This window comes from Acinetobacter sp. RIT698, assembly GCF_009668065.1.
Taxonomy (GTDB): Bacteria; Pseudomonadota; Gammaproteobacteria; order Pseudomonadales; family Moraxellaceae; genus Acinetobacter; species Acinetobacter guillouiae.
In genome coordinates, this window is the sequence record NZ_WJYH01000014.1 from 79813 (window position 1) to 94636 (window position 14824).

General features: G+C 41.2%; 13 protein-coding genes. 6 read left to right on the top strand and 7 right to left on the bottom strand.

What is annotated here, in order from left to right; translation table 11 throughout:
- The first annotated feature begins 89 nt into the window (after positions 1-89).
- From GJV03_RS08640 to GJV03_RS08655, 4 genes are all read left to right on the top strand, one after another.
- A complete protein-coding gene (locus GJV03_RS08640) occupies positions 90-452 on the top strand; it encodes a phenol hydroxylase subunit P4 (protein ID WP_004721365.1) in 363 nt (120 codons plus the stop codon).
- Positions 453-463: 11 nt separating this feature from the next.
- Positions 464-1525 carry a phenol 2-monooxygenase domain-containing protein gene (locus GJV03_RS08645; RefSeq protein WP_154129888.1) on the top strand — a complete coding sequence of 354 codons (1062 nt, stop codon included), beginning with the start codon at positions 464-466 and terminating at the stop codon, positions 1523-1525.
- A gap of 124 nt (positions 1526-1649) precedes the next feature.
- Complete coding sequence (gene catA, locus GJV03_RS08650; RefSeq protein WP_154129889.1) at positions 1650-2570, top strand: catechol 1,2-dioxygenase; 921 nt, start codon at positions 1650-1652, stop codon at positions 2568-2570.
- A gap of 73 nt (positions 2571-2643) precedes the next feature.
- Positions 2644-3525, top strand: coding sequence for a transporter (locus tag GJV03_RS08655; RefSeq protein WP_154129890.1), 882 nt, complete (start codon positions 2644-2646; stop codon positions 3523-3525).
- A gap of 192 nt (positions 3526-3717) precedes the next feature.
- Here the strand turns inward: GJV03_RS08655 and cntB are convergent, their stop codons facing one another.
- The 6 genes from cntB to GJV03_RS08685 all read right to left on the bottom strand — a co-directional run bounded on the left by cntB (position 3718) and on the right by GJV03_RS08685 (position 11307).
- Positions 3718-4674 (bottom strand): carnitine monooxygenase, reductase subunit CntB, encoded by a 957-nt coding sequence (gene cntB / locus GJV03_RS08660; RefSeq protein ID WP_154129891.1) that lies wholly within the window; start codon positions 4672-4674, stop codon positions 3718-3720.
- Between the two features lie 111 nt (positions 4675-4785).
- A complete protein-coding gene (locus GJV03_RS08665; protein ID WP_154129892.1) occupies positions 4786-6237 on the bottom strand; it encodes an NAD-dependent succinate-semialdehyde dehydrogenase in 1452 nt (483 codons plus the stop codon).
- Between the two features lie 127 nt (positions 6238-6364).
- Positions 6365-7480 (bottom strand): carnitine monooxygenase subunit alpha, encoded by a 1116-nt coding sequence (gene cntA, locus GJV03_RS08670; RefSeq protein WP_004721375.1) that lies wholly within the window; start codon positions 7478-7480, stop codon positions 6365-6367.
- A gap of 66 nt (positions 7481-7546) precedes the next feature.
- Positions 7547-8500 carry an alpha/beta hydrolase gene (locus GJV03_RS08675; protein WP_154129893.1) on the bottom strand — a complete coding sequence of 318 codons (954 nt, stop codon included), beginning with the start codon at positions 8498-8500 and terminating at the stop codon, positions 7547-7549.
- Positions 8497-10152 (bottom strand): BCCT family transporter, encoded by a 1656-nt coding sequence (locus GJV03_RS08680; protein WP_016539053.1) that lies wholly within the window; start codon positions 10150-10152, stop codon positions 8497-8499. The genes GJV03_RS08675 and GJV03_RS08680 overlap by 4 nt, the downstream gene beginning before the upstream one ends.
- 42 nt (positions 10153-10194) lie before the next feature.
- Positions 10195-11307: a tartrate dehydrogenase gene (locus tag GJV03_RS08685; RefSeq protein ID WP_004721382.1), complete on the bottom strand. Its 1113-nt coding sequence runs from the start codon at positions 11305-11307 to the stop codon at positions 10195-10197.
- 100 nt (positions 11308-11407) lie between these two features.
- Here GJV03_RS08685 and GJV03_RS08690 point away from each other — a divergent pair, with 100 nt between their 5' ends.
- On the top strand, positions 11408-12388 hold the full coding sequence (locus GJV03_RS08690) for a LysR substrate-binding domain-containing protein (RefSeq protein WP_166782672.1): 981 nt from the start codon (positions 11408-11410) through the stop codon (positions 12386-12388).
- A gap of 75 nt (positions 12389-12463) precedes the next feature.
- On the top strand, positions 12464-13297 hold the full coding sequence (locus tag GJV03_RS08695) for a DMT family transporter (protein WP_154129894.1): 834 nt from the start codon (positions 12464-12466) through the stop codon (positions 13295-13297).
- A gap of 112 nt (positions 13298-13409) precedes the next feature.
- On the opposite strand, the gene GJV03_RS08700 is transcribed toward GJV03_RS08695, so the two are convergent.
- Positions 13410-14594 (bottom strand): hypothetical protein, encoded by a 1185-nt coding sequence (locus tag GJV03_RS08700; protein ID WP_056512528.1) that lies wholly within the window; start codon positions 14592-14594, stop codon positions 13410-13412.
- Positions 14595-14824 lie beyond the last annotated feature (230 nt).

Here is a 14824-nt window from a genome sequence, read left to right on the forward strand (position 1 = left end):
CATCCAAAAATTAAAAAATAAGCAATGGATGTTGTCTAACTCGACAGCATCCGCTCAAGGATTTATTCAAAAGTTTAAGGAAATACACCATGACTGTACAAGCGATTGTTGAAAAATATCAATTTGAACCACTAGATCTACAACAAAATTACGGCGAAAACATGTTGTTGTTTATTGGTTGGGATCATCACACCTTATTTTGTTCGGCGCATGCTTTTGTGGTTTCACCAAAACAAAGCTTACAAGCCTTGATTGATGGGCAAATTCAAGCAGGTTTTGAGCAACATCCCGATTTTAAACATATTGATTGGTCTAAAGTTGAATTCCGTTTAAACCGCAATCTTTTACAGGCTGATTTTTCTAAGTCCCTAGAAGATTTGGGTTTTGATCATAAATCTCTCCTGCGCTTTGTAACGCCTGATTTAGCAGGTTACCAAGGCACACATGTTTAAGGAGAACACAGATGAGCTATCAAGTCACGATTGAACCAGCAGGAACCATCATTCAAGTTGAAGAGGATCAAACCATTTTAGATGCAGCATTGCGTCAAGGTGTTTGGTTGCCCTTTGCTTGCGGACATGGCACTTGTGGTACATGTAAAGTTCAAGTCACAGACGGTTTTTATGATGTAGGTGAAGCCTCGCCTTTTGCACTTATGGACATTGAACGTGAAGAAAATAAAGTGTTGGCTTGTTGTTGCAAGCCAGAATCTGACATGGTCATCGAAGCTGATGTGGATGAAGACGAGGATTTCTTAGGCTATTTAGTTCAAGACTACCAAGCCAAGGTCATTGAAATAATGGATTTATCACCGACCATTAAAGGTATCCGACTTCAACTTGATCGACCAATGCAATTTCAAGCAGGTCAATACATCAATATCCAACTCCCCAATATTGAAGGAACCCGGGCATTTTCAATCGCCAATACACCGAGCGAAGCAAATCTGATCGAATTACATATTCGTAAAGTGCAAGGGGGTGCTGCAACACGCTATGTGCATGATGAACTGAGTGTTGGTGAAGAAATGGCGCTTTCAGGACCTTATGGACAATTTTTTGTGCGTAAGTCTGATCAGCAAAATGTCATTTTCATTGCAGGTGGTTCAGGGCTTTCAAGCCCTCAATCGATGATTCTGGATCTTTTAGAACAAGGTGACACCCGTATCATTTATTTGTTCCAAGGTGCACGGGATGTTGCTGAATTATATAACCGTGAAAAATTCGAACAGCTTGTCAAAGAATATCCAAATTTCAGATACATCCCTGCTTTAAATGCGCCTAAGCCAGAAGACCAATGGACAGGGTTTACAGGTTATGTACATGAAGCGGTTGCCAATTATTTTGAAAATAAATGCAGTGGGCACAAAGCATATTTATGTGGCCCGCCACCAATGATTGATGCCGCCATCTCCACCTTGATGCACAGCCGTTTATTTGAAAAAGACATCCATACTGAACGCTTTTTAAGTGCTGCAGATGGTGCAAATGGGCAATCACGTTCGGCACTTTTTAGACACATCTAAAGTTGAGTGGTTGAACCCTTAAATTATCCAATATAGCAACACCAGTTTGAGTGATCTGCACCGATTCCAGATCACTCTCAAGATACTCATGCCAAATACTCATATCAATCAAAGGAAGATGATGATGAATAGACAACAAATCGATAGCCTCGTTCAGCAAATGAATGTCGCGACAGCAACAGGTGAAGTCAATCTGCGTGTTCAGCAAATCGTTGTACGTTTACTTGGTGATTTATTCCAAGCCATTGAAGACTTAGATATGTCTCAAACCGAGCTTTGGAAAGGCTTAGAATATTTGACAGATGCAGGTCAAGCCAATGAACTGGGACTTTTGGCAGCAGGTCTCGGGCTAGAACATTACTTAGATTTACGTGCAGATGAAGCAGATGCTAAAGCCGGTATTACAGGTGGAACACCACGAACAATTGAAGGACCGCTTTATGTTGCAGGTGCGCCTGAGTCCGTTGGCTTTGCTCGTATGGATGATGGCTCTGAATCTGCGCACGTCGATGCCTTAATCATTGAAGGCAATGTCACTGACACTGCTGGACAGATTATTCCCAATGCAAAAGTAGAAATCTGGCATGCCAACAGTTTAGGCAACTATTCATTCTTTGATAAATCTCAGTCTGCATTTAATTTACGCCGCAGTATTTTCACCGATACACAAGGTCAATATATCGCTCAAACCACCATGCCTGTCGGTTATGGCTGTCCACCTGAAGGTACAACACAAGCTTTACTCAATTTGTTGGGGCGACATGGTAACCGCCCTTCGCATGTTCACTACTTTGTCTCTGCGCCAGGTTATCGCAAACTGACCACCCAATTTAATATTGAAGGTGACAAATACCTTTGGGATGACTTTGCCTTTGCTACTCGTGATGGACTGATTGCTACTGTGCTGGATGTAACGGATCTCGCAAAAATTAAACAATACAATTTAGATAAAGCCTTTAAACACATCAAATTTAATTTCCAATTGGTTAAAGATGCTGATCAACTCCCCTCTACAGAGGTTGATCGTCGTCGAGTAGCCGCTTAGTCAACAATGTATGATGCTTAACCCGTTTAACTACAGCTACCTGCAATAAAAATATCATTGAAAAGGATTTTCTATGAAACAATTGATGTTCAAACTTTCAGTTCCATTGATGCTCGGTTTAACCAGTAGCATTGCCTGTGCCACAGAAAATGGGGCTGACTCATTTGCCCTCGGTGCAGAAGGTATGATGGCGGGCGCACTACCACCCGCTGGCGTGTATCTATTAAGCTATTATCAAAATTACCATGCCGGAAGTTTTGATAATGGCCCAGCGAATTTTCATTTAGATGTAAATGCCTTTATCCCCCGTTTGGTCTGGATGACAGAACAAAACTATCTCGGTGGTCAACTGGGTTTCTATGCCATACAGCCTATGGTTGATCTCAGATTATCTGCAGTGGGGATGTCAGACCATAACACTGCCTTAGGTGATTTAATGTTGGGGTCAATGTTAGGTTGGCATCAAGGAGATCACCACTGGATTGCTGCGATAGAAACAGTACTCGCCACAGGTCAATATGATAATGCCACAGCACAACAGCCTTTGGTCGCCAATATTGGCAAAAACTATAATACTGTTCGACCGATTTTTGCTTACAGCTATGCGCCAAAAAATGGTTTAGATATTTCAACTAAAATTTCTTATAGCTTTAACACTGAAAATGATGATACCCAATACAAATCTGGGGAATATTTTGCTGGTGATTATAGTCTTGGATATAAACTTACTGATCAGGTTAAAGTGGCTGTTGAAGGCTACGCTTTTAAGCAAACCAAGTCAGATAAGCAACAGGGTGAAAATATTGCGATGCGTGGACAAGTTTTGGCAATTGGTCCTGCCATACAATATCAAGATAAAAACTGGTCAATTGAAGCAAAGTATTTAAAAGAAACTCATGTTGAGAATCGCCCTGAAGGTCATACGAGTGTATTAAAATTTGTGTGGGCTTTTTAGTGGCTATGCTTTGCACTTAGCAGTATTTGGTTTTTTACGCAGATGCTCAATTGTAGTTGTTAAATCATACTCATAATCAGTCATTAACGCCGAATGAAATTCATTCGGCGTTAATTTAGAAACCGTCAATTCAGGTTAAAGTAAAGCTGCAATATATCAACATAAATCACTTCGGTTTACGCCAAGGATTATTTATAAATCTAATACCAATCTTTTGCCTTTGGCACGAGATACACAGATCATCATCGATTGCTGTGATGCCTTTTCATCATCACTCAAATACTGATCAAAGTGCTCTGCTTCACCATCTAGAATTGCAGTTTCACAAGTACCACACACCCCTTCACGACACAAACACTCAACATCGATATTCAATGCTTCAATCGCCTGTAAAATAGTCTGGTTGCCTTGAACTTCGACTTGCTGATTGGATTTCGCCAAAACCACAGTAAATGCTTCACCTTCTTCAGGTACGGTTGAAGCAAATTGTTCCCAATGAATATATTCATCTCGATAACGATGAAAATTACAACGATCAATCACCGCATCAATCATTGGCTTTGGCCCACAGACATAAACGTGTGTGCCCTTTGGCTGTGCGGAAATTAATTGATCGAGATCAAGGCATTTCCCATCTGAATCGATATAACTAAAAATATGTTCAGCATGTTTTTGTTTGAGCTCTTGCAACAGTGCAGCATGCTCTGGCGAACGATAGGCATAATGCAATTCGTAATCTGCCCCACGTGCAGCCAACTCATCCATTTGCGGCACAAAAGGCGTAATCCCAATCCCACCCGCAATTAAAATATGTTTTGCGCCATTTTCAGCCAGTGGAAATAAATTTTTAGGTTCTGAAATCAGAATTTCACAGCCTTCATTGCATTGCTCATGCATATAGACCGAGCCACCTTTACCTTCTACATCTTTGCGTACGCATACTTGGTAAGTGCTAAGATCCTGAGCACAGCTCATCAGTGAATAGGCATTGGAAAGCTGATCATTCATTTTAACAATGATATGACTGCCCCCATTAAACTGAGGAAAATTTTGTCCATCCTGACGTTTAAATGTAAACCGTTTGATCAATGGTGTAAGTTGCTCTACCCCAGTGACCACTGATGCAAACATTTCATAATGACTTGCCATGTCTAAATCCTCTTTACCACATGTTGCTTTTTTAAGTACTTATTCAAGCGCTTTCTCATTGGAGGGCAGCGTGTTGGATGATCATCAATGAATGTCCAACACGCCTTTATCCTATAGCCCTAAACACATATATTTAATGGTCATGAATTCTTCTAAGCCATACTTAGAACCTTCACGGCCTACCCCTGATTGCTTCACACCGCCAAACGGGACCACTTCATTTGAAATTGCAGTTGAGTTCATCCCCACCATGCCATATTCAAGTTGTTCTGCGACACGCCAGATCCGTGAAATGCTTTCGCTATATACATAGGCTGCCAAACCAAAGATGGTGTCATTGGCCTGAGCAACCACATCTGCTTCATCACTAAATCGAATCAGTGGTGCCACTGGCCCAAAGATTTCTTCTTTGACAATTTCCATGCTTTGATCCACATCAGTAAGCACGGTCGGTTCAAAGAAGGTCTGTCCAAGTGCATGCTGTTTACCACCACAAGCCACTTGTGCACCTTTTTTACGTGCATCATCGATCAACTGTTGTGCTTTGAGGACGGCTTTTTCATTGATTAAAGGCCCTATCTGTACATTTTCTTCAAGACCATTGCCAATCTTAAACTTTTCAACTTCTTGCACAAATTTCTCAGTAAATGCCTGATAAACCTTGTCATGTACATAAATGCGGTTGGCACAAACACAGGTTTGCCCTGCATTACGGAATTTGGCAAAAATTGCACCTTGTACTGCTTTATCTAAATCCGCATCATCAAAAATAATCAGTGGCGCATTTCCACCGAGTTCGAGCGCAAGTTTTTTAATCGTGTCTGAACATTGCTGCATCAATAAACGGCCAACAGGCGTTGAACCAGTAAAAGTCAGTTTTTTGACTTTTTCATGACTGGTAAATACTGCACCAATTTCTTGTGATTGACCTGTTACAACATTGATCACCCCAGCAGGAATCCCTGCCATTTCTGCAAGTTTTGCAATGGCCAAGGCGCAATAAGGCGTTTCATTGGCAGGTTTAATCACAATCGTACAACCCGCAGCTAAAGCTGGCGCAGCCTTACGGGTAATCATGGCAATTGGGAAATTCCAAGGCGTGATCGCTGCAACCACACCTACAGGTTCCTTGGTAATGATAAAACGCTGTTGATTATTGGTGGTAGGAATCACATCACCATAAACTCGCTTGCCCTCTTCTGCGAACCATTGAATAAATGAAGCAGCATATTTCACTTCACCTAAAGCTTCAGCCAAAGGCTTACCTTGTTCAATGGTCATGATACGAGCCAATTCGTCAGCATGTGCCAATACCAACTGATACCAAGCCAATAATAAATCTGCGCGTTTTTGTGCAGTTAAGGCTTTCCACGTTGCTAAAGCTTGATATGCAGCATCAACAGCTAGGCTTGCTTCTGCCGCCCCCATATTGGGAATAAGCCCAATATCTTCACCTGTTGCTGGGTTGGTGACGGGTACAGTGGCATTGGATTGTGCATTGATCCACTGACCATTTACCCATCCACGTTGTTGAAATAGCGGACTACCTTGCAAACTTGACATGTCATGATCCTATGGTTTGAAAGCAAGGTACGACTTTATTTGCCGCACCTTTAACTTGAGCGCTTCTCAAAAAACACATGATCGAGCTGTTTGCCCCAGTGATGTTTTGAGAGGCTCCCTTAAATGATTATTTGTGATATTGCGCAACGAGGTTTTGGAAATAAGCAATGCCGTGTTCACTAATCCCCGAACGTTGCTTATCCGTCATGATTCGCCCTTGACCGCGATAACCACGTGACTTTAAGCCACGTTGCACACTTTCAACCAGATTTAAATCTTCTGGGCGGAAGACATTACGATACCATTCAATCAAATCTTTTTGGTCTTGAGTCAGTTCTTCATTGGTAAAGTAAATATCATAATGTTGTAATGTCGTTTCAGCATCTACAGGAAATTCATAGATCACGGTCATAAAATTACCGCCTGGTGGCACATTAAACATGGTGCAAGGCCATGTCCAAAAACCACTAAAGGTTGGATCTTGTACAGATGGATCCAGCTTGAAGGATTTTTCTGAAGAACGTGCATAACCATATTGCAAGGTCCAGTTTTGATGTGTGGTATGCCAATATTTATCCACCTGAACAGAATCAGCAAAGCCCGGATGCGCAGGTCCGCAGTGATAACATTCCATATAGTTATCTACAATCACTTTCCAGTTCGCTGGTGTTTCCGTCACAAAGCGTGCTGCAAGTTTTAAATCTTTGATGACCGCACAAGTTTCATTGAGCTTTTGTGCAAACTCAGGCAATTGATCTTCAACACAAGTGGCATTTTCATCCATATTGATAAAGATAAAACCGGCATACTCTTCAACTTTTACAGGCACCATACTTGAGTTTTGTTTATCAAAGGATTCAACATGATCACAGTTACGTGCCAGCGCCAAACTTCCGTCTAGCTTAAATGTCCATGCATGATAAGGACAGGTAATCACATTCTTCGCTTTACCACTGCCACTTAACAACTCATGCCCACGATGCGGACAGACATTATAAAAAGCCCGTAATACGCTGTCTTTACCGCGAATCACAATAATATTTTCACCAATGACCTTACGGGTAATATAGTCATTGGCTTGTGCCACTTCACTGCCGTGTGCAACGCAAATCCAGCTTTTTGCAAAAATTTCTTCTTTTTCACGCTCGAAAACTTGAGACGATGTATAGAACACTTTGGGAAATGTCCAAGCAACGTCTGGGTTTGAACAGAAATCTTCTGGTAATTTTTCAACTGCATTCATGTTTTTACTCCATTAAACTCTTTTTTGTCCTAACGACCGTTTGTTTAAAATTGGCTGATGTTCAAATCAATTGAACATTGGCTTTAACGAATTCAGCATGCGCTGATATAAATCTTGCACCACAGGACAGTCACGTACTAACCGTAAACTGCCATGTAGTAATCCTTTACCGAGATAAAATTCGGTTGCAATATTGGCCTGTTTTAACTTGTCAGCAAAAATACGCCCATCATCACTTAGAGGGTCATACTCAGCGACGGCAATAAAACTACGGGGCATATCGGAAAAATCCTGTGCCAACAGTGGTGATAAACGTAAGTCCTGCCAGTCGCTTGCATTTGGCGCATAGGCTTGCAAGTAATCATGCATATCCGCTAGCGACAGTAACGGTGCATCTGCTTGCTGCTGACAAGATGCCGTATCAAAACCACTACTCAAACATGGGTAAATCATTGCAAGACCACAGGCTTGAGCCCCTGTATGTTGTAATTGCACTGCAAGTGCAGCCGCTAAATTACCGCCCGCACTGTCCCCCATCAAAACAATTTGATTTGGATTAATCTTCCATTGCAAGCCATGTTGATAGAGCCAGTGATATACCGTTTCACAGTCTTCATATGCAGCTGGAAAATGGTGTTCTGGTGTTAAGCGATAATCCACACTCAGCACAGCAACATTTAAATCACGACATAAATAGCGGGTGATAAACTCATGTGAATCAAGATTCCCCACCATCCAACCGCCACCATGAAGATACAAAATACATGGCCAACCTGTCGCTGGTGCTTCACCCAGTGGTGAATACAACCGAACATTGACTGGATGATTGAGCTGCGGCACAGTTTTATCTTCAATATTGACCGTACCATCACGTGGTAAGGTGTAATGTAAGCACATCGCATCATACGCAGCCCGAATAGAATCGATATCGTCATCCGCAGGTGAATAAATGCTGCTCCAATACACCAGACTTTGCATTTCTTCACTCAATCTATAGTGCATGCTCGGTTGTTGTGTCATGACAATTCCTTTTGACTGGTTTTATCCGCAGTGGGTTCAATTGCAACATCAATGTGCATATGTTTATTTGCGTCTGTTTGATCTAAAGATTCCAACTCACTAAAACTCATTTGCTCAATCAGATGGGATGGAACCTTTGAATAATCCTCAATCAACCATTTCACCAAGCCATAGGTCTGTATCAAAATAATCACAATGAATGGCAAGGCAGTCACAATGGTCGCGGTCTTCATGGTGTCCAAAGGTGCTTTAGAGAAAATCATCGCAATCGGGACAAGGGTTAGCATCACACACCAGAACAAACGTGCATTTGGTGATGGGTCTTGCCCCTCACGTAAACCACGGGTACAAGTTGCCGACACTGCATAGCCCACAGCATCCATATGTGCTGCAAGAAAAATCACCATAATCCCAAGGAAAATCCACATCATCAGCTTGCCAGCAGGCAATAAACCAAGCAGTTGGCTAATCGCAACTTCACCACCTTGTTGGCTTAAAACTTGTGGCACATTGACCATACCGTGAATAAAGTTATAGACACTGTAGTTTTCAAACACCCCAAAGATGAACCATAAACCAACGCTACCGCCGATGACCATGGCAAGAATCACTTCTTTGATGGTACGTCCCTTTGAAACACGCGTTACAAATAACGCCACACCCGGTGCATAAGAAATCCACCATAACCAATAAAATACGGTCCATTCACGGGTGAACTTTCCATCGCCCATTGGGTCGGTAAATAAACTCATATCGACAAAATTGGTTGCCATTAAGCCAAAGCTCATCAGCGAGTTATTCATAATAAATTGGGTCGGCCCAAAGCACAGCACATAAATCGCAAACAACACCACACCTAAACACACCATATGGCTGAGACGTTGCATGCCCTTATCCATCCCCACATAAGAACTCAGGGCGAATAAAATCGATACTGCAAAAATAATCACCACTTTGGTCATAAAGGTATTGGGGATACCTGTCAGCTGCGACAAAATATTGGTAAAAGTCACCGCAGTCAGCACCAAAGAAATTGTTAAAGCACCGAACATACACAACAAGAACATCAGATCGACAAGGCGCCCAACAGGTCCAGTTGCCTTAAAGCCAGTGACCGCTTCAATCATTGACGCCAAACTCAAGCCTTTATTCTTTCTGACGTGGTAGCTATAACACAGTGAAATTGAAGCCAGCGCATAGATCGACCAAGCACTCAATCCCGAATGAAAGAATGAGTAAGCAACGCTATATTTCAATGCTTCCGCAGATTCAGGAGTTAAATTTAAACCTGGTGTTTGATAATAATAAGCCCAGTCTAAGAAGCCCCAATATAAGGTCGAAGAACCAATACCTGATAAAATGAACATGAAAATCCATGACATGGTACTGTATTGCGGTTTGCCTTCACCTAACTTGATTTTTCCATATTTACTGAATGCCAAAGCAAAGGTAAAAATAATCGATAAAAATGCAAATAAAAGCACTGGTGTAGTAAAAACAGATGTTGTCCACTTCATCCATTGGGCAGCAAGCTGTATAGATTCAGTCGAATAAATTGCCAAACCAGCCACCGAAATAAACACAACGGCAAGACTGGTTATTGCAAGTGTCTTATCTGTATAAAGTTTTGTATTTTGATTATCCATATCCATTCAATCCATCTTGGATCCTGATTGTTTATTCCCTAAGGGCGATTACTCCATCGCGAATAAGTCCATTTTTTGATGTGTTACAAATGCTGCTATCGCATCTCCAACATCGTCCGTCTTGGCTGTTCCACCCACATCTGGTGTTTTCGGGCCATGTAACAATACATGTTCAATTGCCTGCATAATCTCTTGACCTGCTTGAACCACCTGTTCATCACCATCTGCCAAGAAATCCAACATCATTGCGCCAGACCAGATTGCAGCAATTGGATTGGCAATTTTTTGACCATAAATATCGGGTGCAGAACCATGTACAGGTTCAAACAACGATGGGAAATTACGTTCTGGATTTAAGTTTGCAGAAGCAGCTAAACCGATCGTTCCTGTACATGCAGGTCCCAAATCCGACAAAATATCACCAAACAAGTTTGAAGCAACCACGACATCAAAACGTTCAGGCTGTAACACAAAACGCGCGGCCAAAATATCGACATGCTGTTTGTCTGCCTTGATTTGCGGATATTGTTTTGCCATCTCATCAACACGTTCATCCCAGTACGGCATACTGACTGCAATACCATTTGATTTGGTTGCAGCGGTAACTTTTTTAGCATCGCGTTGATTGGCAAACTCAAAAGCATATTTCAAAATGCGGTCTACACCATGACGGGTAAACACAGCTTCTTGTAAAACAAACTCACGCTCAGTACCTTCAAAAGCCTTACCACCAATCGCAGAGTATTCACCTTCGCTATTTTCACGTACCACGTAGAAATCAATATCCCCCGGTTTTTTTCCTGCAAGTGGGCATTTCACCCCTGGCATTAAACGTACTGGACGTAAATTCACATATTGGTCAAAACGACGACGGAACTGTAGCAACGATCCCCAAAGAGAAATATGATCTGGCACTTTTTCAGGCCAACCCACTGCACCAAAGAAAATCGCATCGTATTGCTGTAAAATTTCAAACCAGTTATCCGGCATCATTTTTCCGTGTTCAAGATAGTAATCACAACTTGCCCACTCAAACGCATCGAACTGTAGCGCTATGCCATATTTGTCTGCAGCTGCCTTTACAACCTTGATCCCTTCTGGTAGAACTTCTAACCCGATTCCATCGCCTGCAATCGTCGCAACTTTATACTTTTTTGCCATAACGCTCCCTTACACCTTTGGTTAATATCCTTAGCTGTAAACATGCTATTTTCAGCAAAAATGATCAATAATAAAACTATCACCCCAATGGACACGGATCGTGAATAATCTACCTAACCTATCGGATTTAAAGGTTTTTTGCACAGTCGCAAAACGTAAAAGTTTTGTTGATTCTGCTGAGGAACTGGGTGTTTCGCCTGCGTTTATTAGTAAGCGCATCAACATTTTAGAAAACAATTTAAACTGTAAATTGTTTCATCGCAGTACCCGTCATGTCAGTTTGACTGAAGATGGCAAACTGATTTTGGAGCGAGTCGCTCATATTTTGGATGAATTTGATGAAATCAGTGAGTTGGTCAATAACCCATTAAGTACCCCTACAGGGCATCTTGATATTGTCAGCAGCTTTGGTTTTGGGCGGAAACATGTTGCACCGATCCTGTCTAAACTGCTGACCATGTATCCAAAATTAGAAATTCAGTTTGATACAATTGATAATACGAAAGATTTAATTCAACACAGTATTGATCTGGATATTCGGATTGGTAATGAAATTGCACCCAATATGATTGCCAAAAAAATGGTTTCTAATTTCCGAATTTTTTGTGCTGCACCAAGCTATTTATTAAAAAATGGAATGCCTGAAAGTTTAGACGATTTGCGTAGTCAAGATTGTTTAACCATCAGTGAACGTGACCAATCTTCGGTATTATGGAAATTACGCCACGCTTCAGAAGATATGTCGGTACATGTCACCCCACGTTTTATCTCCAATAATGGTGAAATTATTCACCAATTGGCAGTCGAAGGTCATGGCATTATCTTACGTTCAATTTGGGATGTTGCAGATGAGTTGATTAGCGGTCAGTTACAACATATTTTGCCTGAATACTGGCAAGATGCCGATGTATGGGCAGTCTATCCGTCACGTTTAAAAAGCTCGTCTAAATTACAGACCTGTATCCTGTTTATCCAAAATGAATTACAGAATCGATTGCAGCATGTTCAGAACCTATCACGTGGACAACTGATTCAACCGGTAGAATCGGTAACACAGCACGCTGAAAAGGTATTTTTATAATCGAGATCAGCTGCCTGCTTTCTTTTTTTAACAACATCATGCACATTAATTCAATCATGAACATGCAGGCAGCATATGAGCACGGCAATATTTGGCCTTATTTTAATCGCAGCGGTATTTCACGCCACATGGAATGCTATTGTCAAAGCAGGCTCAAATAAATTTTTAACCACTGTACTGGTGACTGCATCAGCAGCAGTTTTAGCAGCGCTACTGCTGCCCTTTTTCCCGATACCACATCGCGCTAGTTGGCCTTATATTTTAGCCTCAACGGGAATACAGATTCTCTATTTTGGCATGGTTGCCAGAATCTATCGTGTCGCGGACATGGGACTAAGTTATCCACTGATGCGTGGTACTGCACCGCTTATTGTGGCAGTTTTAGGGACATTCTTGCTGCATGAAACATTAGAACTCAATGCTTGGCTTGGGATCATTACCATTTCCATCGGCATTTTATCTATGATCTTCGCAACCTCTCAAACAGGACGAAAAGGGATTGGCTTAGCCTTGCTCAATGCAGTTTTAATTGCTGGCTATACCTTGGTGGATGGTCATGGGATTCGTCTCTCAGGATCACCCATTTCTTATATCTTATGGAGCTTTGTGCTCTCAGGTCTGATCTTTTTTATGTTTGCCTTGAAAATGCAGTATCGCCAGATGGGTGATTATTTTCGTCATAATTGGCATTTCGGTTTAATCGGTGGGATTGGCTCATTTTTCTCTTATGGACTTGCATTGTGGGCGATGACACTTGCACCAGTTGCTATTGTTGCCGCACTGCGTGAAACCTCGATTTTATTTGCTACGCTAATTTCGATCGTTATTCTTAAAGAGCAAGTTAATACGATACGTATTATCTCGTCATGTATTATTTTAATCGGGGCATTGATCCTAAGAGCTGCCTAACCCTAACAGCCGTTTATTCCTAAGTACCAACTATTCCTAAGAATGGCTGGCCTAGGCAGAACCGAAAGAACCAGTCTATTTTAAATAGACTGGTTGATCTTCTATGTTAATTTTAGAAATAATAACCAAGTGATAAGTAAAATAATTTATTCCACTGATTACTGTCGCCTTGTGCAAGACCATTGGCACTACCGCCTGTCATTGGATCATTACGACTCCAAATATATTCGCCCTGAATCCCTACTGCTTTGTAATTAAAATACACCCCCGCAATTAAACGATCTGAATCTTGATAGCCCTTTTGATCTTTAAAGAAACGGCTATAGGACAGATAGGGTTTAATATTTTCCAACTGATAAAAGGGTTGAGCCAAAGTGTAATTAATTTCATTGGCCATAAATTTGCCTTTATTGGCCACTTGGTAGGGATAATCAAATGCCCCGATGGTTGAGCTATTTGGCAGAAGATTATCGGCATTTTTAATGTTCTGTTCACCTGCAAGAAAGAGCCATTGCCATGCTTGATAATTGGTTGTGCTAAAGACACTCCATGTACTTCGATGACCATCTTGCTGCGTGCGATTATTTTCCAGATCTGAGTACCAGAATGAACCACCAATCTCAGTTGAAAACTTTTGCGCTGGGTCTAGCTCAAATTTTTTAGATAAACGAGTCACCCACATATTTTTTTCATCGATATCTGTGCCTTGGCTTAAATCATCGGCTTGAACGAAGTTACCACTATAGCGGCTGGCGTCTTTAGACGTTCCTGTATAATTACCGCCATCTGTTGGGTAAAAACCTAAAATAAAATTGTATTGATCATTTTTAAACTGATACTTCGCACCTAGATTTTGAATATCTTCTAAGCCAACCGTATTTAGCAAGGTTTCATAATAGCTGTTGCCCCACAGCCGACCAAATCCAAAATCAACTGACTGGAAACCCACGGTAAAGCGTTGTTGGTCTGAAATTTTATATCCAGCCCAAGCATCTTTTAGAAATAATCCATCACATAAACGGCTGTATTGATAACAGCGTAGATCTAATGAGGCAATCCAATTTGGGTTTTCGTAACTCAATACTGTTTTAATATCTGCAAGCTGCCAATCCTTGTTTTTAGAACCCTCATTTGCTTCAACGATATAATCTTTGTACATATATCGGGTACGGATTGCGCCAGAAAGTTTAAGTTCACCTGATTCTGTTTTAGGGTCACCTATACTTAAATCTGCTGCAAAACTAGGCATACTGACCAAAAGCCCCATTGAACCTATAAATAGAAATAACTTCTTCATTGTTGTACATCCTTGTTTAACCTCATATAAAAATGAAGAATTTATGTACAACAAACAATGGGCAAACTATAAAGTCGGAATTTACAGACTGTGTTTAATGCGGATTGATTCAATCACGATAAGGGGGTAAAAAACTGTGATTTTTAGGTTTTATTGAAAAACCTTGCTTATTGAGAAATTAAAATCAATTTTTAAATTTATTATAGAGAATGGCTGGGTTGCATATTAAA

Bases quoted from the DNA above. Each gene is read 5' to 3' on its own strand.
- GJV03_RS08640 (WP_004721365.1), top strand. From the start codon at position 90: ATGACTGTACAAGCGATTGTTGAAAAATATCAATTTGAACCACTAGAT.
- GJV03_RS08645 (WP_154129888.1), top strand. From the start codon at position 464: ATGAGCTATCAAGTCACGATTGAACCAGCAGGAACCATCATTCAAGTT.
- catA (WP_154129889.1), top strand. From the start codon at position 1,650: ATGAATAGACAACAAATCGATAGCCTCGTTCAGCAAATGAATGTCGCG.
- GJV03_RS08655 (WP_154129890.1), top strand. From the start codon at position 2,644: ATGAAACAATTGATGTTCAAACTTTCAGTTCCATTGATGCTCGGTTTA.
- cntB (WP_154129891.1), bottom strand. From the start codon at position 4,674: ATGGCAAGTCATTATGAAATGTTTGCATCAGTGGTCACTGGGGTAGAG.
- GJV03_RS08665 (WP_154129892.1), bottom strand. From the start codon at position 6,237: ATGTCAAGTTTGCAAGGTAGTCCGCTATTTCAACAACGTGGATGGGTA.
- cntA (WP_004721375.1), bottom strand. From the start codon at position 7,480: ATGAATGCAGTTGAAAAATTACCAGAAGATTTCTGTTCAAACCCAGAC.
- GJV03_RS08675 (WP_154129893.1), bottom strand. From the start codon at position 8,500: ATGACACAACAACCGAGCATGCACTATAGATTGAGTGAAGAAATGCAA.
- GJV03_RS08680 (WP_016539053.1), bottom strand. From the start codon at position 10,152: ATGGATATGGATAATCAAAATACAAAACTTTATACAGATAAGACACTT.
- GJV03_RS08685 (WP_004721382.1), bottom strand. From the start codon at position 11,307: ATGGCAAAAAAGTATAAAGTTGCGACGATTGCAGGCGATGGAATCGGG.
- GJV03_RS08695 (WP_154129894.1), top strand. From the start codon at position 12,464: ATGAGCACGGCAATATTTGGCCTTATTTTAATCGCAGCGGTATTTCAC.
- GJV03_RS08700 (WP_056512528.1), bottom strand. From the start codon at position 14,594: ATGAAGAAGTTATTTCTATTTATAGGTTCAATGGGGCTTTTGGTCAGT.